This is a genomic window from Streptomyces sp. NPDC051940 (genome assembly GCF_040680895.1).
GTDB lineage: Bacteria > Actinomycetota > Actinomycetes > Streptomycetales > Streptomycetaceae > Streptomyces.
Map to the genome: position 1 here is coordinate 1 of NZ_JBFAXR010000122.1, position 25,616 is coordinate 25,616.

Consider the following 25,616-nt stretch of genomic DNA (forward strand, 5'->3'; position numbering starts at 1 on the left):
GGCCTTGGGATGCGGGGCGTACCCCTGTCTCAGCACGGCACCGGTCTCGGCGTCGCAGACGACTATGTGCGTGCTCTCGGTCGAGCTGTCCAGACCGGCGACTATCCCCATGCGGAAATGATGCACCATCGGGGCGGGTGCCCAGCGGGTGTGCGGGTCGACGAATCAAACGTGATCCGCGTCACAGGGTTGCGTCCGTGGCTGCCTCGCGCGGCCGCGCCGCATGCTGCGCTGCGCGGCCGCCGCGGGGTCAGGTGTTGCTGGTGCCCCAGTCGTCGGAGTACGGCTCGTCCCCGCCGCGCCGGCCGCGGAAGCGGGCGGTCACCTGCTCGGGGAGCCGGGAGGAGACCTCGCCGAAGGCCTTCGCCGCGGCCTGCCGCCCGCTGAGCGCGGCCGCCTCGGCGGCGTTGCGCACGGCGGGGTTCTGGCTGAACTCGCGCACGGTCTTCTTCATCTCCTCGTACCGCTCCCGCCCGGCACGCGCGCCCAGCACGTACCCCACGGCCATCCCTGCGACGAACGTGATCCGGTGCGGCATGACTGCCACCCTCCTCGGCCTGGTCGTGGCTGCTGCTCGGGGCAGGGGCGGGTACCCGCGAATACCGATTTCAGAGCACGCCCTGCCATGCGCTAATGTATTGCTCGCAGCGAGGGAACGCCCCCCGGGAGACCGGAGAGCACCCCCCAGAGCATTCCTCCGTAGCTCAATTGGCAGAGCAGCCGGCTGTTAACCGGCAGGTTACTGGTTCGAGTCCAGTCGGGGGAGCAACCAGAGAGGCCCCTCCGGGGGCCTCTTCGCGTTGCGGGCATCCGTCCCCCGGCCACCCGCCGACGCCCCCGGAACCGACACGTCCACCCAGCTCGTACCTGCGGGCATACGACCTGGCCCGGCTTCCGAGTCATATGACAGGGGGACCCCGGGCGACAGATCGTATGAACAGCTATGCTGCGGCAGACGGCGCGCACATCTGTACGCGGCACGCCGTTACGGGGCGGTAGCTCAGCCGGTTAGAGCAGCGGACTCATAATCCGCCGGCCGTGGGTTCGAGTCCCACCCGCCCCACCGATGCAGGTCAGAAGAATCGTTCTGACCTGCGGGACGACGCTTTCGAGGCGGCCGGATCGGCAGATTCGGTCAGTAGACCGAAGCCACTGGTCTCAGGTTCGGTCGTTTTCGACCCTCTGCGGGTGAGCTTGCAGGAACCCCCGCATAGTCCACGCGCCTCCTCTCACGTAGCCGCCAGCGCCTCGGTCGGGGGGAGGCGGGCCGCGCGGAGGGCCGGGTAGAAGCCGGCCAGGCTGCCGATGAGCAGCGTCGCCCCGACCCCGCCCGCCATCGCCCAGGGCGGAACCACCGTCGGCCAGCTCTGGTAGCCCGCGTAGCCGGCCGTCACCCCGATGCCCAGGGCCACGCCGCCGATGCCGCCCAGGGCGGAGAGAAGCAGCGACTCGCACAGGAACTGGGTGCGGATCTGGCCCCGTGTGGCGCCCAGCGAGCGCCGCAGGCCGATCTCCGCCCGGCGCTCCAGCACCGAGATGACCATGGTGTTGGCCACCCCCACGCCGCCGACGAGCAGCGCCACCGCGCCCAGGCCCAGCAGCAGGCCGGACAGCGCGTCGTCGGCGGCCTGCTTGGCCGCCAGGGCGTCCGACGGCCGGGAGACCTTCACCTCGTTGGGGTGCTGCGGGTTGGCGGTGGCGCCCAGCACCTCCTGTACGTCCGTCACCGAGGCCTCCGCGGTGCGGGTGTAGATGGTCGTCGCGTAGCCGTCGAAGCCCAGCTCCTGCTCGGCCGCCGGCCAGCCGACCAGCGCGGCCGAGTCCAGCTCCGGGGCCAGCTCGTTGGCGGCCAGCAGACCGACGACGGTGAACCACCGGCCGCCGAGCCACACCTGTACGCCGGGCCCGGCCTCGTAGACGCCGAGCTGCCGTGCGGCCTGCGCGCCGAGGGCGACCGCCGGGTACTGCGCGGTGGCCGCGTTGAGCCAGCGGCCGTCGACGATGTCGACGCCGGCGGTTGCGGGCAGGTCGGTGCGCGCCGCGTACACCGAGATGCCGCCGGTCTCGGCCTTGGGAACGTGGTCGTTGCGGTACACCTTCGCGTCGGTCCTGCCGATCGCCGAGACCGACTCGACCCCGTCGATCTCCCGCACCATCGGCACCGCCTGGTCGGGCAGATGGGCGGTGCCGCCGGCGAAGGTCTGCCCGGGGGTCACGGTGAGCAGGTTGGTGCCGAGCGCGGCCAGCTTGCGGCTCAGCTGCTCCTGGCTGGAGGTGGAGATGCCGACCACCGCGATCATCGCCGCGATGCCGATGGCGATGCCGAGTGCCGACAGGAAGACGCGCATCGGTCGGGTGCGCAGGCCCGAGCCGCCGGTGCGGAGCGTGTCCGCGGGGCTCAGCCGGGCCGGCTTGGGGCGCGGTGGGGTCAGTGTGCTCATCGCAGGACCGTCCGTTCCGGCACGGCCGAGTCGCTCTCGATCCGGCCGTCCTTGATACGTACCTCGCGCGGCAGCGAGGCCGCGATGTCCCGGTCGTGGGTGATGACCACGACGGTGGTGCCGGCGGCGTGCAGCTCGTGCAGCAGCTCCATCACCACCGTGCCGGAGCGGGAGTCGAGCGCGCCGGTGGGCTCGTCGGCGAGCAGGAGTGGGGGATCGCCCAGCACCGCGCGGGCGATCGCGACGCGTTGTTTCTCGCCCCCGGAGAGCTGGTGCGGCTCGTTGAAGAGGCGATGTCCCAGGCCGACCCGGCGCAGCGTCCGGCGTGCCAGCCGGCGGCGCTCGCGCAGGGGCCGGCCGCTGTAGAGCATGCCGTCGGCGACGGCGTCGAGGGCCGGTACTCCGGCGGCCAGGTGGAAGGACTGGAAGACGAAGCCGATGGTGGCCGCACGCAGCGCGGACAGCTCGCGGTCGGACAGCTCGTCGACGGCATGCCCGCCGATGCGTACCGTTCCGGCGGTGGGGCGGGCCAGGGTGCCCATGATGTTCAGCAGGGTGGACTTCCCGGAGCCCGAGGGGCCGACGATCGCCAGCATCTCCCCGTGCCGGATCGCCAGTTCGGCGTCGGCGAGGGCGGCCACGTCGCCGTAGGACTTCGACACCCCGGACATCTCGATGACGGGCGGCCTCACTGCGGGATCCCCACCTTCAGGCCCTCGGTGATGCCGGCACCGGATACCTCGACCATGCCGTTCGCGAACAGGCCGAGCGTCACCGACCGGTTCTCCACCCCGCTCGCGGTGACGGCCTGCACCGCGTAGCCGCCTCCCCTGCGGGCTGTGAGGGCGTTGACGGGCACCGCCAGTACGTTCTTGCGGGTCTCCGCGGTGAGGTTCACCTTCACCGGGGCGGCCTGGTAACGCCCCAGCTTCTTCTGGTCCTTCACCGTCAGCGTGACGGGCAGGGTGGTCGTACCGCTGCCGCCTGACGCGGCGGGTTGAGCGGTGGCGGCGTTGCCGACGCGCGTGACGGTGGCGTCGGCCTGGGTGCCGTTGGGGAGTTTCACGGTGGCCTTGGCGCCTTCCTTGACCAGGTCCTCGTACTGCGCCTCCAGATCGACGGTGACCAGGCGCTCGGTGTGCGTCCAGGTGAGGATCTCGCCCGAGGCGGAGGTGCCACGGGCTGCCTTGACCTCGGCGACGCGCTTCGCGCCGGAGGCGACCACGGCCGCACCGGGCGCGACCTTGCCGGTCTCCTCGCGGCCCAGGTCCTCCTGCCAGGCCTGCACGGCATCCGCGGTGCCGGCGGTGTACTCCTCATCGACGGTGAAGCCGGTGTAGCCGAGCGCGGCCAGGTTCTTCTCCAGCAACTCGACGTCCCCGCCCTCGGTGCCGACGTCCAGGGTGCGGTACAGCGGGGTGGTGCCGTACAGCAGCGGGACCTTGTCCTCGTCGATGCTGTAGACGGCTTCGCCGCGCCTGATCACATCGCCTTCGCCGGGCAGCCAGGTGATGGTCCCGCCGCCGGCCCCTGCGCCGTCGCCGTCCTTTCCGCCGCCCGTGGCGGGCTGGTCAACTCCTGCGCCCGCCGCATGTACGGGGCTTGCGGCGCCGTAGCCGAGGGTGCCGTCGACGGTCTCGCTGCGGGTCAGCGTGGTCCGCTCGACCGGTGTGGTGCGGGCCGGGCCCGAGGGAGCGGCCGCCGGTGTCCCTCCTCCGTCGCCGCCCAGCACGCCGGTCGCCGCGATCCCGCCCGCGCCTGCCACCGCAGCGGCGGCCAGCGCGATGAGCGAGGTGCGTACGGGGTGCCGCCGTCGGCGCGGCGGCCCGGCGGGGACGTCGTCCGGCTCGCTTTCGTCGACGGCGGGGCGGTCCGGCGTCCGGGTGTCGTCGACGGCGGGGCGGCCTGGCGTCCGGGGGTCGTCGACGGCGGGGCGGCCTGGCGTCCGGGTGTCGCGGTACGTCTCGGCGTGGTCCTGGCCGGTCACTGCCCGCCGCCGTTCTGCCGCATCCTGATGTTGCCGGCGGGACGCTTGTCCTTGCAGGTGTCCATGGCCGCTTCCAGCGTCGGATCCTCGCCGCCGGTGCCGACGCCCGTCATGTCGACGATCAGTGTGTTGCCGTCCCTCTCCGGGTCGGGGAAGTCCGGCACGCCGTTGTCGCGGATGCACTTCGCCCAGGTGCGGGCCTTCTCCAGGTCGGCGGGCTTGCCGTCCTTCGGATCTCCGCCCCCGCCCTGCGGGGCGAGGTCCTGGCAGGCTTCCTGAGCCTTCTTGAACTCCGCCGACTCAGGGTCGATGCCGGAGTCCTTGCCGACCATGACACCGCCGTCGTCGCCCGGGTCGGGGAACTTCTCCACGCCGTTCTTCCGCATGCACTCGGCGAACGCGAGAGCGCGGTCCCGTTCGCCGGTGGCAGACGGGCCCCCGCTGCCCGGGTCGGACGACGGATCCGAGCAGCCGGTGAGCAGGACCCCCGCTGCCAGCAGTGGGACGACGACCCCCACGCGCAGCCTGCAGCGCCTGGACCGCCTGGTTCCGGTCGGGCCGCTCACGGGATTGTGCACCTGGCCCCGGGTCTGTTTCATCCTCGCTACTCCTCGCCTCGGCACGCCGTCGGTCCGCTCGCCGGCCGGTCGTACGAGCAGCGATCCTGACGGGGCAGGATCAGCGGGCCTTCAGCCGAAACTCAGAGCTTGCTGAGTGCCCTGCTCAGCGACTCCTGAGGAAGTCCTCAGACAACGCTCAGGCGGGCGGGTCACCATGTGACAGGGCTGGCGGAACTACGGGACGGGGAGGCACGGATGAGCGCGGCGACGGACGGGAGCGGGTCTGGGGCGAGGGCACGGCTGCTGGTGGTCGAGGACGAGCCGAATCTGCTGGAGGTGCTGGCCGCGAGCCTGCGCTACGCCGGATTCGACACGGTCACCGCCACGACCGGGCGGCAGGCTCTGGCGGAAGCCCGGCGCCTGCGTCCCGACGCCGTCGTCCTCGACGTGATGCTGCCCGACCTGGACGGCTTCGAGGTCCTGCGCAGACTGCGTGCCGACACCCCCGTGCCGGTGCTGTTCCTCACCGCACGGGACGCGACCGAGGACAAGGTCCGGGGGCTGACCATCGGAGGCGACGACTACATCACCAAGCCGTTCAGCCTCGATGAGGTGATAGCCCGTATCCACGCCGTGCTGCGCCGGCAGCGCGGCTCGGCAGCGGCCCCGGCCGCCCGGCTGACCTTCGCCGATCTCGAACTCGACCAGGAGACGTACGAGGCGTGGCGCTCCGGCGAGCTGATCGCCCTGTCACCCACCGAGTTCAAGCTGCTGCGCTATTTCATGGCCAACCCCGGTCGCGTCCTGTCCAAGGCGCAGATCCTCGACCATGTCTGGGACTACGACTTCCGCGGAGACAGCGGGATCGTGGAAACCTATATCCACGCGCTCCGGCGCAAGCTCGGCGAACCGCAGGCACGGCTGATCCACAACCTCCGCGGAGTCGGCTACATCCTGCGGCAGCCCTCGTGAACCGCGGCATCCTCGCCCGGGCACCCCTGTGGATCAGGCTTGCCGCCGCGATGCTGCTGCTCGTCACGGTGGTGCTCACCGCGATCAGCACCGCGGGGGTGAGCATGCTGCGCGGGCAGCTGCTCGACCGGACCGACGCCCAGCTCAGCACGGTCGCCGCCGGCTACGACCGCAGCCCGGTCGATGCGCTGCCGCCGCGCCGGAGCACCGGCGGTGCCGCGTCGCCCAACGGAACGGCCTTCTACCGGATCGAGCAGCGCGACGCCGACGGACGGCCGGTGCGGCCCGACAGCGGGAGCAGCCGCCCGGCACCGGCGTCAGGCCTCCTCGCCGTGCCACAGGACCCGGCCTGGCTGAAGGAGCACGAGGGGCGCCCGCTGACCCTGCCGGCGGGCGCCGGCAACAGCAGCTGGCGGATCCTGGTCCAGCCGCTCGCGGAGACCTCGGGGTGGGTCGTGGTCGCGGCGGGCCTCGGCGAACTGGACAGCACGATCTCCAGGCTGACCAGGATCACCCTGGCAGTGGGCGCGCTGGGGCTGGCCGTCCTGGCCGTCGCGAGCGTCGCGATCGTGCGGGCAAGCCTGCGTCCGCTCGCCCGGGTGGAGAGAACGGCCGCCGCCATCGCCGCGGGAGATCTGACGCAGCGGATACCGGACTATCCACCGCGCACCGAGCTGGGCCGGCTCGGCCGTGCCCTCAACGCCATGCTCACGCAGATCGAAGAGGGCTACCAGGCGCAGGCCCGGTCGGAGGCGAAGGCCCGCGGCTCGGAGGAGCGGATGCGCAGATTCGTCTCGGACGCCGGCCACGAACTGCGTACGCCGCTGTCGGTCATCCGCGCCTGGACGGAGTACGCCCAGCACGGCCCGGACCACGACCGCGCCGCGCTCCGGCGGATGCTGGACACGGTGGGAGCGGAAGCCGGCCGGATGGGCACGCTGGTGGAGGACCTGCTGCTGCTCGCCCGGCTGGACCAGCAGCGCCCCCTGGAACAGCACCCGGTCGACGTGCTCGCCCTGGCCATCGACGCGGTCCGCGACGCGCGGCTGCTGGCCCCCGACCGCGACATCCGGCTACAGGCCGACGAGCAGGCGGAGTACGTCGTCACCGGTGACGAAGACCGGCTGCGCCAGGTGCTGTCCAACCTGACCGGCAACGCCCTGGCCCACACCCCACCCGGCACACCCGTCACGATCGAACTCGGCCCCGGACGACTCGGCGAAGCCGCCGCCCTGACCCTGGACGTCACCGACCGAGGCCCCGGCCTCACCCCCCAACAGGCAAAGCGCGTGTTCGAACGCTTCTACCGCGCCGACACCTCACGGACCCGCAGCACCGGCGGCTCCGGGCTCGGACTCGCCATCGTGGCCTCGCTCGTGACCGCTCACGCAGGCACCGCGAGCGTGCACAGCTCGCCGGGCGCCGGGGCGACGTTCCGCATCACCCTCCCGCTCGCGGAACCGCCGCCCGCCGGTCCGGGAGCGATGCCAGTGGGCTCGAGCCTGGAGGGCGGGGCGGGGTGTGATCATGCCCCTGGTCCACTGAGCTTCCCCGTCGGCCCTGGGTTCGAGTCCGACCCGCCTCGCCGCACTCGCCGCACAGGTCAGCGGACGCCGACCCCACCACGGCCGCCCCGGCACGGAGTTGACGGAGCCCTGACCTGAACGAGTGCTCCGAGCGATCCGTACAGCTGGTTGAAGGTGAAACCAACTCCGCCGACCATGCCTCTGCGGCGGGGTTCCGAACAGCGACAGCTCCGGAACGGAACACTCATGAACGCAGTGAAACGGATCATGATCGTCGCGGTCGCGGCCGGGGCGCTCATCACCGTCGGCGCGGTCAGCCCGGCGGGCGCCGCCGATGGCGCCGGGCAGGGCCTGAAGGTCGGCGACTCCGTGTGCACCGACTGGGTGCAGTCGGACAACGGTGTGCGGCTGACCGGTGCCCTCGACGACAGCACCGGCGAATGGACCGTACGGAAGGCCGACAGCCCGAGCGGCGCGGAAACCGTGGTCCTGCGCGCCTCGGCCGGCTCACGCACCGCGGGTGAGGTGCCGATCGACAGGACGGTGACGGCGGCCGGCACGGAGGACTTCGTCTACCGGGCCTGCCTCAGCCTCGACTGGGTCGTGAAGCCCATACCCCTGAGCCTCGTCGCCAACTACCGGATGGCGCTCACCTCATCCAGCCCGCGCGCGGTCAACGACATCGGCCCGCACACGGCGAAGCTGTCGGCCGCGCAGGCGTGCGGGGACAGGACCGCCGTCCAGCCCGGTGCCACCGTGCGGCTGACCGGCACCTCCACCGGCCGGACCAGCTGGAGCATCAATGTCACCGGCAACACCAACAATTACGAGGGGCCCTGGTACGCGCTCTTCGAGACGGTCGAGGACATCGACGCGACGGTCACCCTCGACCCCGAGATCACCGAGGTGACGGTGTGCGTCGGCGCCGGCGACGCCGATCACCGGGTACCGGTGGCGTTCGAACTGTCCGTCGTCTGACACTCGTCGGCGGCCGGCGCATCGAGCCCGCTCACCGCGGCGCAAGACGCTGCGAGGCCCTCCGACGGCTGAGCGTCGAAGGGCCTCGCGTAGTAGCGGGGACAGGATTTGAACCTGCGACCTCTGGGTTATGAGCCCAGCGAGCTACCGAGCTGCTCCACCCCGCGTCGTGAGCACCACCTTACGTCATTGCCGACGGCAACAGCGAATCGCCCAGCCCGGTCGCGCAGGGTCCGCGGTCGGGAACGCCGCACGGGCACGCAGGCGCTCACCCAGCCGGCGGTTCCGGTCCGTCCGTCAGGTAGCGCCGGCCGAGGCGGGTGAAGGCGGTCGGACTGGCCCGGTGCGGAAGGAACTCCTTGATCTGCTGCGCGCATTCGCGCGGACTCGCCGTACCGGTGTCGCACCTCGGCCATGGCCGCGATCGAGCGGTGGAAGCCCATCCTGGTCCGCCGCAGCGCGGCATCGAGCTCCTCGGTTCCGAGCTCCCGCGTGGTACGCATCGCGTTGAAGCCGTCGACCGCCATGTGGAAGTAGACGCCGTCATCCAGAAGGTCGAGAAGCTCCCGGGCGATGCTCGACTTCCCCGAGCTGGAAGTGCCGTTGAGGAAGATGATTCGACCGAAGCTCACATCGGCATGATCACACACCAGTGCGGTCGGTTTGGGAGCCTACCGGCCGACCATAGCTGCCTTCCGGCTTCCCTTAGGAGTACACTTCTAAGGAATACATCCCTAGCTGATGCGGACCCGTAACAGGGAGTAGCGCACCGTGAGCGACAAGAGCGCCGTGAAACCGACTCACGTCTTCGACCGCGACTCCGAGTGGGATGCGCTGACGGCCTTCGTGGACCGCCCGGCAGCCCACGCCATGCTCGGTGTGGTCAGTGGCAGGCGGCGGATGGGCAAGACCTACCTGCTGCGGGCGCTGACCGAGAGCCGTGGCGGCTTCTATTTCGGGGCGACCGCGGCGACCGCCGGTGAGTCACTGCGGCAGTTCGGCGCGGCACTCGCCCGGTACGTCGACTCACCTGTCCCGTTCAGTTTTGCCACCTGGGATGACGCGGTCTCCTATCTCTTCTCGCTGGGCTCTCCCGGGCGGGGTGCGAGTCCCGTGCTGGTGGTGATCGACGAGTTCCCGTATCTGGTCAAGGCGGCCCCCGAGCTGCCCTCGATCGTGCAGCGCGAGACCGACCGCTTTCAGGGCGAGGAGAGCCGGATCCGGCTGCTGCTGTGCGGGTCGGCCATGTCCGTCATGGGCGGCCTGCTCGCCGCCACGGCCCCGCTGCGGGGGCGGGCGCAGCTGGAACTTGTCGTCAGGCCGTTCGGCTATCGCCCCTCGGGGGAGTTCTGGGGTGTCCGCGCGACTCCCGAGCTCGCTGTCCGTCTCCACGCCGTGCTGGGCGGCACTCCCGCATACCGCCGGCAGTTCCTGGCCGACGACGTGCCCGCCACCTTGGCCGACTTCGACGACTGGCTGTGCCGTACGGTGCTCTCCCCGCTCAGCCCGCTCTTCCGGGAGGCCCGCTATCTCCTCGCGGAGGAGGCCGAGATCCGGGATGCCGCGCTCTACCACTCGGTACTGGCCGCCGTCGCGGAAGGCAACGCGACGCGGGGCGGTATCGCGAACTACATCGGCCGCAAGTCGGTGGACATCTCGCACCCCCTCAACGTGCTGGAGGACAGTCATCTACTGGCCCGCGACGCGGACCTCTTCCGGGCCGGGAAGTCGCACTACCGCATCACCGAGCCGCTGATCAATTTCTACGAGGCGGTGATGCGCCCCTCCTGGGCCCTGCTCGAAAGCGGCCAGGCCACCGACGTGTGGGCCCGCTCCAAGGAGCGCTTCGCCGCGCAGGTCGCAGGGCCGCACTTCGAGACGGTATGCCGGGACTTCATGCTCGGGCCCGGGAGGGCACTGCTCGGTGACCGGCTGGGGCAAGTGGGCCGCGGGGTCGTCGTCGACCCTGTGGCCCGGCAGCAGATCGAAGTGGACGTCGCGGTGGTCGAGCCCGGATCGGGAAGCGGTCGTACGTCCGTCGCGATGCTCGGCGAGGCGAAGTGGGGCACCGTGATGGGCCTGCCCCACCTGGACCGGCTTCGCCGCGCCCGGGACCTCCTCGACGCCCGGGGCATGGATACCGGGCACTGCGTCCTCGCCTGCTTCGGCGCCGCGGGCTTCAGCGACGCGCTTCGGGCGGAGGCCGAAAAGGGCGAGGCGCGACTGGTCGGCCTCGCGGAGCTCTACGCCCGCACGCCGCGGTAGGCGGGCGGCGCCGCGTGCCCCCCGGGACGGGACACGCGGCGCCCGAGGTGTCACTCCGTGCGCAGTGCTGTGGCTGTGCGGGTTTTTGCCGCCCAGCTTGCTGGGAGGAGCGCGCCCAGCATGGCGATGGCGATGCCTGCCAGGCCCAGCAGTACCAGTTGCGGGGTGTCGTAGACCTCGAGGATGGACGGCGGCAGGTTGGTGCCCGCCGCGTGGCCCATCACCGGGAGTACGTAGCCGTGCAGGGCGTAGCCGAGCGGCAGGCCGGCCAGGCCGCCGAGCAGGCCGATCCCCGCGACCGACGCCAGGACGAGGGTGAGCGTCTGCCGTGGGGACATGCCGAGCGCCTTGCAGACGCCCAGGTCGTGGACGCGTTCGCGGGTGTCGAGGACCACGGCGTTGAGTACGCCCAGGCCCGCCACCGAGACCAGCATCAGGGTGAGCAGCACCGCCATCGCGTCCAGGATGAGGATCATGTTCTCCTGCTGCGAGGGCGAGTTGGCGAAGACGTCGCCGCCCAGCGGTTCCACCGCCTCGTTGAGCTTCTGGGCGTACTGGGCGGGGTCGACACCCGGCTTCAGCGCGATCTGGAAGGTCTGGGGCTCGGCCTTGGCGAAGGTCGCCATGTCCGTGTTGATGTGCAGCCCGTCGTCGGAGGTGTCGAATGCCTCGCCGACGATCCGCAGGAGCTGGCTGTCCTTCTGGTACGTGACCCGCACCGTGTCGCCGATGGCTGTGCCGGTGCGCTCCAGGAAGCCCGTGGGTACGACGGCCTCCCCCGGACCGGTGAACCACCGGCCGGAGATCATCTCGTACCGGCCGTCGCTCGTGTCGCCCCGGTAGAGGCTGGCCTGCACCGCGCCGGACAGGCCGGTCATCGTGACCTGCCCCTGGCTCAGCCCGTAGTAGGAGTCCGTGCCCGACTGCGCCTCGATCGCGGCGGCCACCTTCGCCGGGTCGGCGTCCGGCGGCTTCGGCGCCTCTCCCCCGGGCGGCCCGCCCTGGGGCTTGCGTTCGACGCGCGGTCCGCCGCCCGCCCCGTCCGGCACGCCGCTGACGGCGGTGACCGCCGCGCGCTCCTCGGGGTCCGACGCCGCGCCGACCGCGTTCAGCGACTGCGTCAGCCCGACGGCGAACGTCGCCGCGACCGTGCCGAAGGCGACCGCCAGCAGCAGCGCGATCGTACGGACCGGATGCGCGAAGGGACTGGCCAGTCCGTACGTCACCGGCCGCGGCAGCGGCAGCCGGCCCGCCGCCCGGTGCGCCCACTGACCGCGCCCGGTCCGCGGCGCCCGGCCGACGGCGATGGCCTCGACCGTCCGCAGCCGCCCGGCCCGCAGCGCGGGGAGCAGCGCCGCCAGCCCGACGATCAGCAGCGCCGCCAGCGGCACCACCACGTCCACCCACCAGGCCACGGTCAGCGAGGCCGTGCCGTACACCTGCTCGGTGTCCTCCAGCAGCGGTACGGCGAGCAGGTTGCCCAGCACCACCCCGAGCGCGATGCCCGCACCGGCCGGGATCAACGCCTGGGCCACATAGGCGCGTACGATCTCGCGCGGCGTGAAGCCGACGGCCTTGAGGATGCCGATCCGGCGCAGGCTGGTGCCGACCGAGCCGCTCACCACGCTGCCGATGATGATCACCGACATCACGATGCCGAGCACGCCGAAGGCCAGCAGGAACGGAATGGTCGCCCGCGCACCGGCGTCGGCGGCCCGTTTGGTGTCCAGATACGACTGGGTGCCCACCAGCGCCCCCGACGGCACCGCGGCGGCGAGTGCCTTGCGGTCGGCGGCGATCTGCCCCTTCGAGCCGGCGGAGGCGAACCGGTACAGCATCTGGCTCGTGACCGGGCTGTCCTGCGAGGCGAGCGAGGTGACCTGTGCGGGTGTCGCCCACGCGTCGGCGGTCTGGGCCACCGAGGTGGCGAAGCCCACGACCGTCAGCGTCTGCGCACCGGTCTCGTCCGACGTCTTCAGGGTGGAGCCGACCTTGAGGAAGGGGCTGGTGAGCGACGCGGAGAGCACGACCTCGCCGGGCGCGCGGGCCCACCGCCCGGACTTCAGGTCGAGGTCGTCCACGTCGCCGTGCGGGTCGGTCCGCCCCACCAGGGTCAGGCTCGGCAGATGGCCGCCCTGCGCGTCCACCGGCGAGAACGGGACCGACGGGTACGGTCCGCCGCTCGCGGTCACTCCCGTCAGCTGCTTCGTCTCCCCGAGCTGCGCCTCGCTCACCTTGTCCGGATCGAACTGCGCGGTCAGATGCGCGCCGTTCTGTTTGGCGAAGGCGTGGTCGAAGGGCGCGTTCGTCGCGACCATGAGCGATCCGGCGACGACGGCCGAGGCCACGGCCATCATCGTGGCGACGGCGATCACCACCGTCTGTACGCGCCGCCGGCCCACGCCGGAGCGGACGACCCGCCCCAGCGGGCCCGTACCCCAGCGGCTCATCGGACGGCCCCCGCGTGCGTGTCGAGCGCCAGCCGGCCGTCGACCAGGCGGATCGTCCGGCTGGCGCACGCCTCCGCCAGCTCCGGATCGTGCGTCACCAGCACGATCGTCTGCCCGGACCGGTGCAGATCGATGAGCAGTTCCCGTACGTCGTGACCCGAGGCCGTGTCGAGCGCGCCGGTCGGCTCGTCGGCGAGCAGCAGCGCGGGCCGGTTGATCAGCGCCCGGGCCACCGCGACCCGCTGGCGTTCGCCGCCGGACAGCCGGCCGGGATAGGCGCGGGCGTGCCGGGCGATGCCCAGCAGCTCCATGAGCTCGGCGGCGCGGTCCGCGGCCTTCTTCCGCGAGGTGCCGGTGAGCTGGGCGGGGAGCTGGATGTTGTCGGCGACGGTGAGGTCGTCGAGCAGGTTGAAGAACTGGAAGACGATGCCGATCTGCTCGCGGCGGAACCGGGCGAGACCGTGCTCGCCCAGCTGGTCGACCCGCCGTCCGGCCACGGTCACCGAGCCCTCGGTCGGCTTGTCCAGACCGGCCACGAGGTTCAGCAGCGTCGACTTGCCGCTGCCGGAGGGGCCCGTCACGGCGAGGGCCTCGCCCTGGGCGACGCTGAGGTCGACCGGTCCGAGCGCGGGTGCGCCGGCGCTGTCGTAGCGCTTGGCCACACCTGTCAGTTCGATCACATGGGTCATGCGAGGCGTCCGTCCTTGGAGTCGCGAGGGGCTCATGGCTGTGCCGGCCCAGCGACCGTAGGGCTGGGCGGTTCCGCGGCGCGTCGGCCGCGGCGCCGACATCCCGTCGCTCCCGCGGAGGACCCGGCCCGGGGTCATCCTTGAGGCGTACGCCTGGTGGATAGGGTTGCCCCACGTCCGGGAGCAGACCGGGCGGGAGGAGAGGGAGGACGCGTGAAACTGGCCGAGGCGCTTGCCGAACGGGCCGATCTGGTGCGGCGCGTGGAGCAGCTGCGCACCCGGGTCGTGGGCAACGCCCGCTACCAGGAGGGCGAGGATCCCGCCGAGGACGCCGCGCAGCTGCTGACCGACGCGCATGCCGATCTGGACCGGCTGGAGGCGCTGATGGGGCGGATCAACAAGACCAACGCGACGGTGACGCTCCCGGCGGACGGCGGGGAGCCCCTGACCCTCACCGCCGCGCTGGCCCGCCGTGACACGCTCCGCCTGCGGCACAGCCTGGTCAACGCCGCCGCGGACGCGGCGGCCGGCACCGATCAGCGCGGATACCGCCAGCTGCGCTCCGAGCTCACCATGCTCGCGGCGCTCCCGGTCCGCGAACTGCGGGCGAGGGCCGAGGAGCTGGCCAAGGAGCTGCGTCTGCTCGACACCCGGATCCAGCGGGCGAACTGGGAGGCCGACCTGCTGGAGTAGGACACCGGATCGGTGAGGAGCAGGTAGTCGCGGCGGAGGCGTGCACACACCGCGGACCGGCGGTTGATCCGGTTCCTTTCTTGGCGCGCGGAGAGCAGCGCGGGGGTTCGACTCCCCTGGTCACGGTGCAGCTCCGCACAGCGCACAAGTGAAGGTGCACAGCGCACGGCACATCACCACGTGCAGATCAGCGGCGACGAGGGCGGGTTCGGGGCACCCTCACCGATCACACGACGGCGGCCTGGACGATCAGCGTGCCGACGTACCCGGGCGTGGGCGCGTCCAGCACGCTCGCGTCGGCCTCGGCGAAGCCGGCCCGCTCCAGCAGGCCGCACCATGTGCGGGGGGTGTGGCTGTAGCGGTACGTGAACATCGCCTTCCCGGCGAAACCGCCCTTGTACATCCCCTGCGGGCCGTACGCGCCGGGGATCGCCGGCGGCTGGGAGAACACGAACCGTCCGCCCGGGGCGAGGCGGCGGCGGACGAGCGGGAGCAGCTTCGCCGGGTCCGTGAACCAGGCCGCGCCGAAGATCGAGTAGACGGCGTCGTACGTCCCCTCCTCGCGGGTCAGATACGCGAGCACCTCGTCGCAGGTGAAGGTGGCGCCGGTGGCCGACCAGCGGGCCCTGGTCCTGGCGACCATGACGGGCGAGAGGTCGACGCCGTGCGCGCGGATCCCCGACTGGGCCAGGTAGGCGACCGTACGCCCCGTACCGCAGCCGATCTCCAGCACGCTGGACGGCTCCCCGAGCAGCTCGGGGCCCGGTCCGTGGCCGGGGTACTGGGTCCAGCAGAACGAGGGCGCGGCGGCCCCGTCGAACGCGGAACGCGCGAACGCGTCCCACAGCTCGGTCTCGTGCTCGTAGTTGTGGCGAACGGCCAACGCGCTTCCTCCGTCAGCGGGGGGCACGGCCCCGGCGGGCCCGGACCGGGACAGACGGTCCGACGATAGTCCGGTACCGCCGCCCGGACCCGCCCTCAGCCGCGCCCCAGCTCGCCGAACTCCCGTACGAACCTGGTCAGCAGGACCGCGAACGCCGCCCGGTCCGCCGCGGGCCAGTCCGCTGTCACCTCCGCGACCATCCGGCGGCGGAAGCCGCGGATCCCGGCCAGGACCTCTTCGCCCCGGCCGGTGAGCGCGAGCATCGAGCGGCGGCCGTCGTGCTGGTCCGCCTCCCTGCGCAGCAGCCCGGCCTGCAGCGCCTGCGCGGCGAGCCGGCTGGCGCGGGGCTGGTCCACGCCGAGGACGGCGGCCGCTTCGCCGACGGTCAGGGGCGTACCGGCGGCGGCTGCCGCCTCGACCGCGTCGAGGAGCTCGAAGACCGCGTCCGGGAGCGCGGCATGGGGGCCCGACCGCTCACCGCGACGCTCGGCGAGGCGCGCGAGGGTGCGGCGCTTCTGCGCGCGGCGCAGTGCGGAGAGGGCGGTCTCGATCGCGAGGTCGGCGGCTTCGCCGTCCCCTCTGTTCCCTCGCTGGCCCATCGCCCCGCCCTGATGCATAGTAGAAGACAACTGCATGTCAATTTACATGCACCTTCGAGAGAAGGCACCTCCGAGGAGCCCCCCATGGACACCCCCAAGCCGATCGGCTACTGGCTCAAGCACCTCCACGGCCTGCTGGAGCGCCACTTCGACGCGACGCTCGGCGACCTCGGGATGAGCCGCCGGCAGTGGCAGGTCCTGAACACCCTCGGCCGCGGCGCCGCGACCCGACCGGAGCTGGCGACCGCCCTGGCACCCTTCTGGGACGGCGAGGGGCCGGACCTGGCGACGACGCTCGCCGAACTCGCGGACCGCGGCCTGGTGACCGGCGGTCCGGAGCTCGCGCTCACCCCGGCCGGGCGCGGTGCGCACGCGGAGGCCGCCGAGCGCGTCGACGCGACCCGGGCCACCGTGCTGCGGGGGCTGACCCCCGAGCAGTACGGGGAGACCGTGCGCGTCCTGTCGGTGATGGCCGCCAACGTCGGGGCGGACCTCGACGCGCGACGCGGCTGACGGCGGGGCGCCCGCGTCAGAGCCGCGCCGCCAGGCGCTCCTTGGCCGCCGGCCACTCGTCCGCGAGCAGCGAGAAGTAGACGCTGTCGCGCCACGTGCCGTCCGGGCGGAGGCGGTGGCGGCGCAGGACGCCCTCGCGGGTGGCGCCGAGGCGGGCGATGGCCGCCTGGGAGCGGAGGTTCATATGGTCGGTCTTCAGCTGGACCCGGCCCATGCCGAGGTCCTCGAAGGCGTGCGTGAGGAGCAGCAGTTTGGTCTCGGAGTTCACCGCCGAGCGCCAGTACGCACGGCCGTACCAGGTCCAGCCGATCTCCAGCCGCTCGTGTTCGGCGTCGATGTCCAGATAGGTCGTCCAGCCGACCGCCCGGCCGCTCGCGAGATGGATGACGGCGAACGGCACGTAACCGTCGTCGCCGAGCACGGACTCGAGCTTCTCCGCCAGCTCCTCCGGCGTCTGCGGCGCCGGACCCCCCTGCCAGCGCCACACCTCCTCGTCCTTGCCGCCGGCGGCGAAGAGGTCGTCGAGGTGGTCCCTGGTGAGCGGCTCCAGCCGGACGTGGCGACCGGTGAGCACGACGGGCTGTGGCGTGATGGCAGGCATGATCGACAGCGTAGTCGAGCTTTGACCTAGCATCAAACTTCTATTGCACTAGTGCGTACTCTCGCGCCCGACGCCCGCAGCAGCGCCGCCCCCGCCGGCGTGAGGGAGTGCAGGACGCGCTGGCCGTGCCGGCGGCTGATCAGCAGGCCCGCGTTGCGCAGTGCGCCGGTGTGCTGGCTGGCCGCCGAGGCCGACACCCCTGCGGCCCGGGCCAGTTCACCGGTCGTCGCCCCGGCGGAGGCGGTCCGCAGCACCTCGGCCCGGGTGCCGCCCAGCAGGGCGCTCAGCGCCGCGCCGGAGCCCAGGTCGCCGGGCAGCCCGGCGGGGTCCTGCTCGCTGAGCACCGGATACGTCAGTACGGGCGTGAGGCCCGGGTCGGCGAGGGTGACGGGGTTGCCCCAGCTGAAGTAGACCGGGACGAGCAGGAGTCCCCGCCCGCCGAGGTGCAGGTCCTGGACCGCCGGATAGCGCGGGATGCTCAGCACCGGGGGGTCCCACACCAGCCACGGCGACAGGGTGGCGAGCAGCGCGTCCATGCCGCCGTCGAGCCAGGTGCGCGCCCGCGCCGCGCGGTCCGCCTCGACCTGGGCCAGCACCCGGTCCTCGTACGGGGCGATCACCGCGTCGTGGTAGCCGCGGATCGCCCGCGTCAGCTCGCGGCGCCCTTCGCGGCCCGCGATACGCCGCAGCTCCGGCGGCACCGCGCGGACCGTCGCGAGCGTGCGCAGCTCGGCCTCGACCCGGGTCTGCGGTACGTCGAGCAGGGCCTCGAGTCCGCCGGCGATCCCCTCGCCGGCCTCGGGCGGCGTGAGGAAGTCCGGGAAGTACGCGGCGTACGGCACGAGCGGCACCAGCATCCGGCGCAGCACCCGCTCCAGGCCGCGCTCGCGCAGCCGTTCACGGCTGTCGCGGTGCCAGCCGGCGAACGCCCAGCGGCCCCGCCGCGCCTGCAGCCGGTGCAGGCTGCACACGACCTCCCAGAGCGGATCGGACGTCGCGGCGACCTTCGTACGGACCAGGTCGGCGTCGGTGAAGTGGATACGCAGCATCGTCGATTCCCCCGTGAAATGCCCCGGGCGAGTGCGAAGTTCGCTCCCCCACGGGCGCGGATGCCCGGCCCCATCATCGGTGGATCACGTCGGCCGGACAAGGGTCCGACAGCGATGGGAGCGCTCCCGAACGCTCGGCCGGGGAACCTGTGCGGCGCCTGTGAAACCCCTGTGAGCTGGGCTTTTCAGTCACGGCTCAAAGGGTTGGCCGGGGTCGGCGGCGTCATGTGAGGGTGGCCTTACCCGGTACCGACCGGGGGATCTCGGGGGGCGGTCCGCTCGCGGCGGCCAGTCACCGGCCGCCGCGAGCGGGCCGGATTTCGGGCCCGACGGCGTACGTCGTGGACACCGGACGACACCAGCATTCATCGAGGAGCGGACATGCGGTTCATGCGCAGGGCGGCGGGACTCGCCGCGGGGGCGGGGCTCTTGGCGGGCGCGGCGGTGGGGACGGCGGCGCCGGCCCACGCGTTCGGGTCGGAGCTGACGTGGTCCGCGTACACCTACGACACCGACGACTGCCCCTGCACCCTCATCGACCCGATCGACAACACGTACTTCCAGTACGACGCCGGCGGCAAGGCGGTCAAGGTCAGCTTCCGGGTCAGCGGTTCGTACACGGGCAAGATGGAGTTCCACCCGTCCGGCGAGAAGATCTGGCTCTACGACAGCAAGGCCGACGGGGACACGTACTACCTGCGCTTCAGCTACACCGTCCCGGGCGGCGGGGACACGGTCACCAGCTCGGTCTACAGCCCGCGGGGCGGGGTCGGCCCCACGGTCGACCTCGACATCCCCGAGGGCTGGCCGGTGACCGTCACCGTCTACGACGACGCCGCGGGCACCGACCGCATCGGCTCCTGGACCGGCATCGGCTGACGGCCGGCCGCCGGGCGGCGCGGGGTCAGCCGCGCCGCACCAGCCGCTGGTGGAGCGTCAGGGCGGCGACGTCCGTCAGGGCGGCGATCTGGTCGACGACCGCGCGCAGCCGGGCCGCGTCGTCCGCCGCTTCGGTGAACAGCCGGTGGAACTGCGGGTCGAGGCCGTCGGGGGCGCGCGCGATCAGGGCGTGCGCCAGCTCCGTGAGGACGACGCGCTGCTCGGCCCGGATGCGTTCCTGGTCCGGGCGCTGCATGACGTAGCGGTCGGCGACGGCCTTGAGCACCGCGCACTCCAGGCGCTGTTCGTCCGGCACGATCAGCTCGGCGGCGTAACGGGTCAGCCTGCCCGAGCCGTACGCCTGGCGGGTGGCGCCCTCCGCGGCGAGGCAGAAGCGGCCGATGAGCTGGCTGGTGGCGTCCTTCAGCCGGGCCTGGGCGCGGGCGGTGCCGTCGTAGCCGTGCGGCCACCACTCCTGGTCGAGGAGGCGGTCGAGGGCCTCGGCGAGCTCCGCCTCCCCGGCGCCCGGGGCGTAGCGGGCGGCGGCCACCGCGAAGATCTCGCGTCTCTCCGCCTCCGCCAGCAGGACGTTGGGGTCGAGATGGCCCGCGTGCAGGCCGTCCTCCACGTCGTGCACGGAGTACGCCACGTCGTCCGACCAGTCCATCACCTGGGCCTCGAAGCAGCGGCGCAGGGGCGGGGCGCCCTCGCGCAGCCAGACGAAGACGGGGAGGTCGTCCTCGTACACGCCGAACTTCCGGGAGCCCGGGTCGTCGGGGTGGCCGCCGCGCGGCCAGGGGTACTTGGTGGCGGCGTCCAGGGCGGCCCGGGTCAGGTTCAGGCCAACGGGGCGGCCGTCGTCGGCGAAGCGCTTGGGTTCGAGGCGGGCCAGCAGGCGCAGCGACTGGGCGTTGCCCTCGAAGCCGCCGCAGGGGCCCGCGACGTCGTCGAGGGCCTCTTCGCCGTTGTGGCCGAACGGGGGGTGGCCCATGTCGTGCGCCAGGCAGGCGGTCTCGACCAGGTCCGGGTCGCAGCCCAGGGCGGCGCCCAGTTCACGGCCCACCTGGGCGCATTCGAGGGAGTGCGTGAGGCGGGTGCGGGGGGTGGCGTCCCAGGCGTGGGCGTAGCTGCCGGGGGTGACGACCTGCGTCTTGCCCGCGAGGCGGCGCAGGGCGGCGGAGTGCAGGACGCGGGCGCGGTCTCGTTGGAAGGCTGTGCGGCCGGGGCGCTTGTCGGGCTCCACGACGTAGCGGTGCAGGTCGGTGCGGGGGTAGCCGGGGAGGCCTGATGCGCGTGGGGGCATGGGATGACGGTAGCTCGGTCGTCGGTCGCGCGCGGTTCGCGCTGGCGCCTGCGGCGCGGTTCGGCGCTCCGCGCCTCAGTCCTCAGACGCCGGACGGGCTGAGGTGGTGCTGCGGTCACGCCGCATCGTGCGGCTCGCGCCGGCGCCTGCGGCGCGATTCGGCGCTCCGCGCCTCAGTCCTCAAACGCCGGACGGGCTGAGGTGGTGCTGCGGTCACGCCGCATCGTGCGGCTCGCGCTGGCGCCTGCGGCGCGATTCGGCGCTTCGCGCCTCAGTCCTCAAACGCCGGACGGGCTGAGGTGGTGCTGCGGTCACGCCGCAGCGTGCGGCTCGCGCCGGCGCCTGCGGCGCGATTCGGCGCTCCGCGCCTCAGTCCTCAGACGCCGGACGGGCTGGAGGGGTGCCGGTTGCGCTGGCTGGCGCGGTTCGGCGCTTTGCGGCTCAGTCTTCAAGCGCTGGACGGGCTGTTGGGGGCCCTGCGCACCCCGCCCACCGCTGACCCTGATCCGCGGATCCGCCCAGCCGTCGCTGCTCGACGTGCCCCCCTTTCGCCGGCGCTCCTCCCGCCCTGGCGCAGCTGCTGCGGCAGCTTCAGTGACCGCCGACGCCGCTCACGCCGACGCCAGTTCCGCGCCCGGCGTCGCCGCGGCCGTCGCCGTCTCGTCGTACCGACGTAGCACCAGCCGCGCCAGTGCCGGGTGTGTGCCCAGGGGCGCTGCGGAGATCCATGGGGCCGCGGTGCTCATCCGGGAGGCGAACAGGCCCGGTGCCGCGAAGCACGATGCCACCGCGATGCGGCGGCAGCCTCGGGCCCGGAGCAGCGACACGGCCTCGTCGAGGGTCGGTGTGCAGGCCGAGGCGTACGCGGGCTGGACCGGGACGCCGCCGAGGCGGTCGGAGAGGAGCGCCGCCGTACGGGCCGTGTCGGCGGCCGAGTCCGGGGAGCGCGAGCCCGCCGCCGCCAGGACCACGCCCGCGCCGCGCCGGTGCGCGGGGGTCCAGCCGGCCTCCGTCAGCCGGGCGTGCAGGGCCGACGCGAGGAGCGGGTGCGGGCCCAGGGGTGCGGCGATGCGGCCCTGGACGCGGGGCGCCGCGGCCAGGGCCTGCGGCAGGTCGTGCGTGACGTGGTGGCCGCGGGTGAAGAGCAGCGGCACCAGGACCGCGGGGCCGCGGACCGCGGCGAGCGTGTCGGTGAGCAGCGGTTCGTTCAGCTCGATGTGGCCGAGGCGGACCGGCAGGCCGGGCCGCAGCGTGCGCACGGCGTCCAGCAGCGCCCGCACGGTGGCCGACGCCCGGGGGTGCCGGCTGCCGTGGGCGACGGCGACCAGCGTGGGCGGGGCGCCCGCGCGGAGCCGGCCGAGCTGCCGCAGCCGGGAGCTCGCCTGGGCGGTGATCTGGCCGAACAGCTCGGACGCCGTCCCCCCGGGGAACCCGTCGAGCGGGCCGTCCGGTGCGAGGGGCGAGGGGGTGGCCGCGCCCCGGTCTGCCGCAATGCCCTGGTCTGCCGTCATCCCCCGATCCTCGCCGGAGGCCGTTGCCTGGCCGTTGCGGCGCGTTTACGGTCTGTTGACCGCTCCTCACACCGCGCCAGGACCCGCCGTGCGCCCCGGGCCCCGCGCCTGTAATACGGGCCGCCACCCGCGCGTAACACCCGCGGCCCACGCTGGTGTCCATGAGCGACGCGACCACCCTCACCCACTGCCCGTACTGCTCGCTGCAATGCGGGATGGGGATCACCCGGGAGCTGGACGTGGTCGCACGCGAGGAGTTCCCCGTCAACCGCGGGGCGCTGTGCGGGAAGGGGCAGTCCGCCACCGGTCTGCTGACGAGCGGGCGGCTGACCGGGCCGCTGGTCCGGGGCGCGGACGGCGAGCTGGCGCCCGCGGGCTGGGACGAGGCCCTCGACCGGATCGCGAAGGGGCTGCGTGCCGCGCAGGGGGCCGCCGGTCCCGACGGCGTCGGGGTCTTCGGCGGCGGCGGGCTGACGAACGAGAAGGCGTACGCGCTGGGCAAGTTCGCCCGGATCGTGCTGCGGACCTCGCAGATCGACTACAACGGCCGCTTCTGCATGTCGTCCGCCGCGGCGGCCGGCAACCGGGCCTTCGGCGTCGACCGGGGGCTGCCGTTCCCGCTCGCCGACATCCCCCGCACCGGCTGCGTGATCCTCGTCGGCTCCAACCCGGCCGAGACCATGCCGCCCGCCCTGCGCTACTTCACGGAGCTGAAGGCGAACGGCGGCAGGCTGATCGTCGTCGACCCGCGCCGCACCCGCACCGCCGAACTGGCGGACCTGCACCTCGCCCCGCGCCCCGGCACCGATCTGGCGCTCGCGCTCGGCCTGCTGCACCTGGTGGTGGCCGAGGGGCGTACGGACGAGGCGTTCATCGCGGAGCGGACCGCCGGCTGGGAGGAGACCCGGGCCGCCGTGATGGCGCACTGGCCGGAGTACGTGGAGCGGATCACCGGCGTGCCGGTGCCGCAGCTGCGCGCGGCCGTGGCGTTGTTCTGCGACGCGCCGGAGTCGATGGTGCTGACCGCGCGCGGTCCGGAGCAGCAGGCGAAGGGCGTGGACACGGTCGGCGCCTGGATCAACCTGTGCCTGGCGACGGGCCGGGCGGGCCGCCCGCACTCCGGCTACGGCTGCCTCACCGGGCAGGGCAACGGGCAGGGCGGGCGCGAACACGGGCAGAAGGCCGACCAGCTGCCCGGCTACCGGATGCTCACCGACCCCGCCGCACGCCGTCATGTCGCCGAGGTGTGGGGCGTGGACCCGGACGAGCTGCCGGGGCCGGGACGCAGCGCGTACGAACTGCTCGACGCCCTCGGCACGGACATCCGCGCGCTGCTGCTCATGGGCTCGAACCCGGTCGTCTCCGCGCCCGCCGCCGCGCACGTCGAACAGCGGCTGCGGTCGCTGGACTTCCTCGCGGTCGCGGACGTCGTGCTGTCGGAGACCGCGGCGCTCGCGGACGTCGTGCTGCCGGTGACGCAGTGGGCGGAGGAGACCGGCACGATGACGAACCTCGAGGGCCGGGTGCTGCTGCGTCGCAAGGCGGTGGACCCGCCTCCTGGTGTACGCAGCGACCTGGACGTCCTGCACGGGCTGGCGGAGCGGCTGGTACCGGGGCGGGAGAAGGGCTTCCCGACCGACCCCCGGGAGGTGTTCGAGGAGCTGCGCCGGGCGTCGGCGGGCGGTACGGCGGACTACGCCGGGATCTCGTACGAGCGGATCGCCGCGGAGGACGGCGTCTTCTGGCCGTGCCCCGAGGGCTCGGCCGGCACCCCGCGGCTGTTCCTCGACCGGTTCGCCCACCCCGACGGGCGGGCCCGCTTCGCGCCGGTCGCGCACCGGCCGGCGGCGGAGGAGACGGATGCGGAGTACCCGGTGTCGCTCACGACGGGCCGGGTACTCGCGCAGTACCAGTCGGGCGCGCAGACGCGGCGCACCCCCGCACTCAACGAGGCCGCCCCCGGCCCTTATGTGCAGCTCCACCCGGAGCTGGCAGCCCGTGTGGGGGTCGTCGAGGGTGACCCGGTCGCGGTTCTCTCCCGACGCGGCCGGGTCACGGCGCCCGCCCGGCTGAGCACGGCGATCCGCCCGGACACGGTCTTCATGCCGTTCCACTGGCCGGGCGAGGGCCGCGCCAACACGCTGACGAACCCGGCGCTCGATCCGGTGTCCCGGATGCCGGAGTTCAAGGTCTGCGCGGTCCGCGTGGAGGCGGTCCGGCCACCGCGGGGGAGCTGAGCCCGCGCACCTCTCGACGCACCGCCGCATGATCCTTTACGCTTCGGCTCCTTGATCGGCGAAGGGGTGGCGGACGTGGGCGTGGGACAACCGGTGGGTACGGACGCAAGCGTGGGGCAACCGGTCGGTACGGACCCGGCGGCAGCCGGCCGCACCGTCGCGGCGCGGACCGCGGACGGGCGCTTCTGGTACGCCGCCGCCCTCGCGCTCCTGGCCGCCGACGCGGGTGTCGCCCTGTGGCTGCTGGGCCGGCAGATCCATCTGCACGGGCTCGTCACGGGCGGCGCCTGGGACGCGGCGCTGCGGGACGAGATGTGGACCGACAACCTCCTGGACGTACTCCGGGCGCTCACCCTCGCCACCGTGATCGTGTTCCTGCTGTGGTTCCAGTCCGTCCGGGACGCGACCGAGGCCCGGCTCCCTGGGCGCCGGGAACGGGGCGGCCGGAGCTGGTCGATGATCTGGTGGTTCGTCCCGGTGGTGAACCTGTGGATGGGCCTGCGGATCACCCTGGACGTCTGGTCCGCGAACGCGGCGGAGGGCTCCCGGGCCCGCTCCGCCGGCTGGCTGCCCGTCGCCGGATGGTGGGTGCTGTCGATGTACGCCCTCACGCGGTTCGAGGACGCGGCCCGCGAGTTCGACGAGGCGAGCAGCGGGGTGCGTACCGGCGAGGCGGCCGCGGAGATGCGCGAGTCGCTGGCACACGGGATGGCCGCGGACGGCTGGTACCTCGCCGGCGCCGCCGCCACCGCGGCCCTCGTCGTCTGCCTTACGCGGACGGCGCGCCGCGCAGCCAGTCCCCGCCCTCGATGACCCGGCCCGACGCCCGCAGCCGGGACGCGAGGGGCTCCGCGGCGAGGTAGACCCACGCCCGCACCGGCGCCCCGTCCACCACGGCCCGGCAGACCACGCGGTCGTAGCCGTCCTCCAGCAGGTCGAGGTCGTGCAGCACCGCCTCGTACGCCTCGGGCCGCGGTATGACCAGCGCCCCGTGCACGACACCGGACGGTACGGCCACGGCGTACGGATAGCCGGGGCCCTCGTAGAGCAGGACCCCGGCCAGCGTCGCCGGGGTCTCCGACGCGGTACGGCCGGCGAGGAACTCCGCGTGGTACCGCTCCCCCGGACGCAGCGTGCCGTACACGAAGAAGGGCAGCCGCTCCCCGGCGGGCTCAGGCATCCCCGGTCTCCCGGGTCTCCGCCGCGACCCATGCGAGGTACTCCGGGCTCCCGCCGGCGATCTCCGTGGCGATGATCTCCGGGGTGTCGTAGCTGTGGGCCTCGCGCAGGTACGCCTCCAGCGCGGGGTACCGGTCCCGGACCGTCTTGAACACCACCTGCCACTCACGCGCGGTGTCGACGGCGCCCTGCCACCGGTACACCGACGTCACCGGCCCTCCGACCTGCGCGCACGCGGCGAGCCGTCGCTCCACCGCGCCGCGGGCGAGGTGCTGGGCCTCGCGTTCGTCGGAGGTCGTCG

The 25,616-nt window shown here is 73.0% G+C and carries 24 protein-coding genes, 3 tRNA genes and 1 pseudogene; 11 read left to right on the forward strand and 17 right to left on the reverse strand.

The window, feature by feature from the left end; translation table 11 throughout:
• Window positions 1-250: 250 nt before the first annotated feature.
• Complete coding sequence (locus AB0M28_RS32420; RefSeq protein WP_365412934.1) at window positions 251-538, reverse strand: YtxH domain-containing protein; 288 nt, start codon at window positions 536-538, stop codon at window positions 251-253.
• Between the two features lie 155 nt (window positions 539-693).
• Between AB0M28_RS32420 and AB0M28_RS32425 the strand changes: the two genes are divergently transcribed.
• Together AB0M28_RS32425 and AB0M28_RS32430 are read left to right on the forward strand one after the other, a co-directional pair.
• Window positions 694-766 (forward strand) — tRNA-Asn (locus AB0M28_RS32425).
• A 223-nt stretch (window positions 767-989) separates the two neighbouring features.
• Window positions 990-1,063: transfer RNA gene (locus AB0M28_RS32430), tRNA-Ile, on the forward strand.
• A gap of 166 nt (window positions 1,064-1,229) precedes the next feature.
• Here the strand turns inward: AB0M28_RS32430 and AB0M28_RS32435 are convergent.
• The 4 genes from AB0M28_RS32435 to AB0M28_RS32450 are packed head-to-tail and all read right to left on the reverse strand — an operon-like array spanning window position 1,230 to window position 5,027.
• Complete coding sequence (locus AB0M28_RS32435) at window positions 1,230-2,441, reverse strand: ABC transporter permease (RefSeq protein ID WP_365412936.1); 1,212 nt, start codon at window positions 2,439-2,441, stop codon at window positions 1,230-1,232.
• Window positions 2,438-3,112: an ABC transporter ATP-binding protein gene (locus tag AB0M28_RS32440; RefSeq protein WP_365412979.1), complete on the reverse strand. Its 675-nt coding sequence runs from the start codon at window positions 3,110-3,112 to the stop codon at window positions 2,438-2,440. The genes AB0M28_RS32435 and AB0M28_RS32440 overlap by 4 nt, the downstream gene beginning before the upstream one ends.
• A gap of 17 nt (window positions 3,113-3,129) precedes the next feature.
• Window positions 3,130-4,428, reverse strand: coding sequence for a peptidoglycan-binding domain-containing protein (locus tag AB0M28_RS32445; protein ID WP_365412938.1), 1,299 nt, complete (start codon window positions 4,426-4,428; stop codon window positions 3,130-3,132).
• Window positions 4,425-5,027, reverse strand: a complete 603-nt coding sequence (locus tag AB0M28_RS32450; protein WP_365412939.1) for a hypothetical protein — start codon at window positions 5,025-5,027, stop codon at window positions 4,425-4,427. Before AB0M28_RS32450 ends, AB0M28_RS32445 begins: the two co-directional genes overlap by 4 nt.
• A 216-nt stretch (window positions 5,028-5,243) precedes the next feature.
• Between AB0M28_RS32450 and AB0M28_RS32455 the strand changes: the two genes are divergently transcribed.
• The 3 genes from AB0M28_RS32455 (at window position 5,244) to AB0M28_RS32465 (ending at window position 8,464) form a co-directional block, all read left to right on the forward strand.
• A complete protein-coding gene (locus AB0M28_RS32455) occupies window positions 5,244-5,960 on the forward strand; it encodes a response regulator transcription factor (protein ID WP_365412941.1) in 717 nt (238 codons plus the stop codon).
• Window positions 5,957-7,624, forward strand: a complete 1,668-nt coding sequence (locus AB0M28_RS32460; protein ID WP_365412943.1) for a HAMP domain-containing sensor histidine kinase — start codon at window positions 5,957-5,959, stop codon at window positions 7,622-7,624. Before AB0M28_RS32455 ends, AB0M28_RS32460 begins: the two co-directional genes overlap by 4 nt.
• 108 nt (window positions 7,625-7,732) lie before the next feature.
• Window positions 7,733-8,464, forward strand: coding sequence for a hypothetical protein (locus AB0M28_RS32465; protein ID WP_365412945.1), 732 nt, complete (start codon window positions 7,733-7,735; stop codon window positions 8,462-8,464).
• 93 nt (window positions 8,465-8,557) lie between these two features.
• Here AB0M28_RS32465 and AB0M28_RS32470 read toward each other — a convergent pair.
• A tRNA-Met gene (locus tag AB0M28_RS32470) sits at window positions 8,558-8,631 on the reverse strand.
• A gap of 101 nt (window positions 8,632-8,732) precedes the next feature.
• Window positions 8,733-9,096, reverse strand: a pseudogene (locus tag AB0M28_RS32475) (adenylyl-sulfate kinase).
• 139 nt (window positions 9,097-9,235) lie between these two features.
• On the opposite strand from AB0M28_RS32475, the gene AB0M28_RS32480 reads away from it, so the two are divergent.
• Window positions 9,236-10,729 (forward strand): ATP-binding protein, encoded by a 1,494-nt coding sequence (locus AB0M28_RS32480; protein ID WP_365412947.1) that lies wholly within the window; start codon window positions 9,236-9,238, stop codon window positions 10,727-10,729.
• Window positions 10,730-10,779: 50 nt separating this feature from the next.
• Here the strand turns inward: AB0M28_RS32480 and AB0M28_RS32485 are convergent, their stop codons facing one another.
• On the reverse strand, window positions 10,780-13,179 hold the full coding sequence (locus tag AB0M28_RS32485) for an FtsX-like permease family protein (protein WP_365412949.1): 2,400 nt from the start codon (window positions 13,177-13,179) through the stop codon (window positions 10,780-10,782).
• Window positions 13,176-13,868, reverse strand: coding sequence for an ABC transporter ATP-binding protein (locus tag AB0M28_RS32490; protein ID WP_365412951.1), 693 nt, complete (start codon window positions 13,866-13,868; stop codon window positions 13,176-13,178). Before AB0M28_RS32490 ends, AB0M28_RS32485 begins: the two co-directional genes overlap by 4 nt.
• Before the next feature lie 213 nt (window positions 13,869-14,081).
• On the opposite strand from AB0M28_RS32490, the gene AB0M28_RS32495 reads away from it, so the two are divergent.
• Window positions 14,082-14,561, forward strand: coding sequence for a DIP1984 family protein (locus AB0M28_RS32495; protein ID WP_365412953.1), 480 nt, complete (start codon window positions 14,082-14,084; stop codon window positions 14,559-14,561).
• A 226-nt stretch (window positions 14,562-14,787) separates the two neighbouring features.
• Here AB0M28_RS32495 and AB0M28_RS32500 read toward each other — a convergent pair whose 3' ends face one another.
• Window positions 14,788-15,444: a class I SAM-dependent methyltransferase gene (locus tag AB0M28_RS32500; protein ID WP_365412955.1), complete on the reverse strand. Its 657-nt coding sequence runs from the start codon at window positions 15,442-15,444 to the stop codon at window positions 14,788-14,790.
• Window positions 15,445-15,539: 95 nt separating this feature from the next.
• A complete protein-coding gene (locus AB0M28_RS32505) occupies window positions 15,540-16,043 on the reverse strand; it encodes a MarR family transcriptional regulator (RefSeq protein WP_365412957.1) in 504 nt (167 codons plus the stop codon).
• Between the two features lie 84 nt (window positions 16,044-16,127).
• Here AB0M28_RS32505 and AB0M28_RS32510 point away from each other — a divergent pair, with 84 nt between their 5' ends.
• On the forward strand, window positions 16,128-16,556 hold the full coding sequence (locus tag AB0M28_RS32510) for a MarR family transcriptional regulator (protein ID WP_365412959.1): 429 nt from the start codon (window positions 16,128-16,130) through the stop codon (window positions 16,554-16,556).
• A 16-nt stretch (window positions 16,557-16,572) separates the two neighbouring features.
• On the opposite strand, the gene AB0M28_RS32515 is transcribed toward AB0M28_RS32510, so the two are convergent.
• Together AB0M28_RS32515 and AB0M28_RS32520 are read right to left on the reverse strand one after the other, a co-directional pair.
• Window positions 16,573-17,157: a GNAT family protein gene (locus tag AB0M28_RS32515; RefSeq protein ID WP_365412961.1), complete on the reverse strand. Its 585-nt coding sequence runs from the start codon at window positions 17,155-17,157 to the stop codon at window positions 16,573-16,575.
• A 32-nt stretch (window positions 17,158-17,189) separates the two neighbouring features.
• Window positions 17,190-18,206 (reverse strand): ArsR family transcriptional regulator, encoded by a 1,017-nt coding sequence (locus AB0M28_RS32520; protein WP_365412963.1) that lies wholly within the window; start codon window positions 18,204-18,206, stop codon window positions 17,190-17,192.
• A 381-nt stretch (window positions 18,207-18,587) separates the two neighbouring features.
• Between AB0M28_RS32520 and AB0M28_RS32525 the strand changes: the two genes are divergently transcribed.
• Complete coding sequence (locus AB0M28_RS32525) at window positions 18,588-19,085, forward strand: hypothetical protein (RefSeq protein WP_365412965.1); 498 nt, start codon at window positions 18,588-18,590, stop codon at window positions 19,083-19,085.
• A gap of 25 nt (window positions 19,086-19,110) precedes the next feature.
• Here the strand turns inward: AB0M28_RS32525 and AB0M28_RS32530 are convergent, their stop codons facing one another.
• The gene (locus tag AB0M28_RS32530) at window positions 19,111-20,388 is read right to left on the reverse strand and encodes a deoxyguanosinetriphosphate triphosphohydrolase (protein ID WP_365412967.1); all 1,278 of its coding nucleotides are present in this window, start codon (window positions 20,386-20,388) and stop codon (window positions 19,111-19,113) included.
• A 611-nt stretch (window positions 20,389-20,999) separates the two neighbouring features.
• Window positions 21,000-21,899, reverse strand: a complete 900-nt coding sequence (locus AB0M28_RS32535) for a sirohydrochlorin chelatase (protein ID WP_365412969.1) — start codon at window positions 21,897-21,899, stop codon at window positions 21,000-21,002.
• A gap of 161 nt (window positions 21,900-22,060) precedes the next feature.
• Between AB0M28_RS32535 and AB0M28_RS32540 the strand changes: the two genes are divergently transcribed.
• Together AB0M28_RS32540 and AB0M28_RS32545 are read left to right on the forward strand one after the other, a co-directional pair.
• A complete protein-coding gene (locus AB0M28_RS32540; RefSeq protein WP_365412971.1) occupies window positions 22,061-24,136 on the forward strand; it encodes a molybdopterin oxidoreductase family protein in 2,076 nt (691 codons plus the stop codon).
• Between the two features lie 111 nt (window positions 24,137-24,247).
• Complete coding sequence (locus AB0M28_RS32545) at window positions 24,248-24,949, forward strand: DUF4328 domain-containing protein (protein WP_365412973.1); 702 nt, start codon at window positions 24,248-24,250, stop codon at window positions 24,947-24,949.
• Here the strand turns inward: AB0M28_RS32545 and AB0M28_RS32550 are convergent.
• Complete coding sequence (locus AB0M28_RS32550) at window positions 24,906-25,316, reverse strand: gamma-glutamylcyclotransferase family protein (RefSeq protein WP_365412975.1); 411 nt, start codon at window positions 25,314-25,316, stop codon at window positions 24,906-24,908. The two genes, AB0M28_RS32545 and AB0M28_RS32550, sit on opposite strands and share 44 nt — an antisense overlap.
• Window positions 25,309-25,616, reverse strand: a 308-nt coding sequence (cutA, locus tag AB0M28_RS32555; protein WP_365412977.1) for a divalent-cation tolerance protein CutA, incomplete at its 5' end; no start/stop codon positions are given. The genes cutA and AB0M28_RS32550, both read right to left, overlap by 8 nt.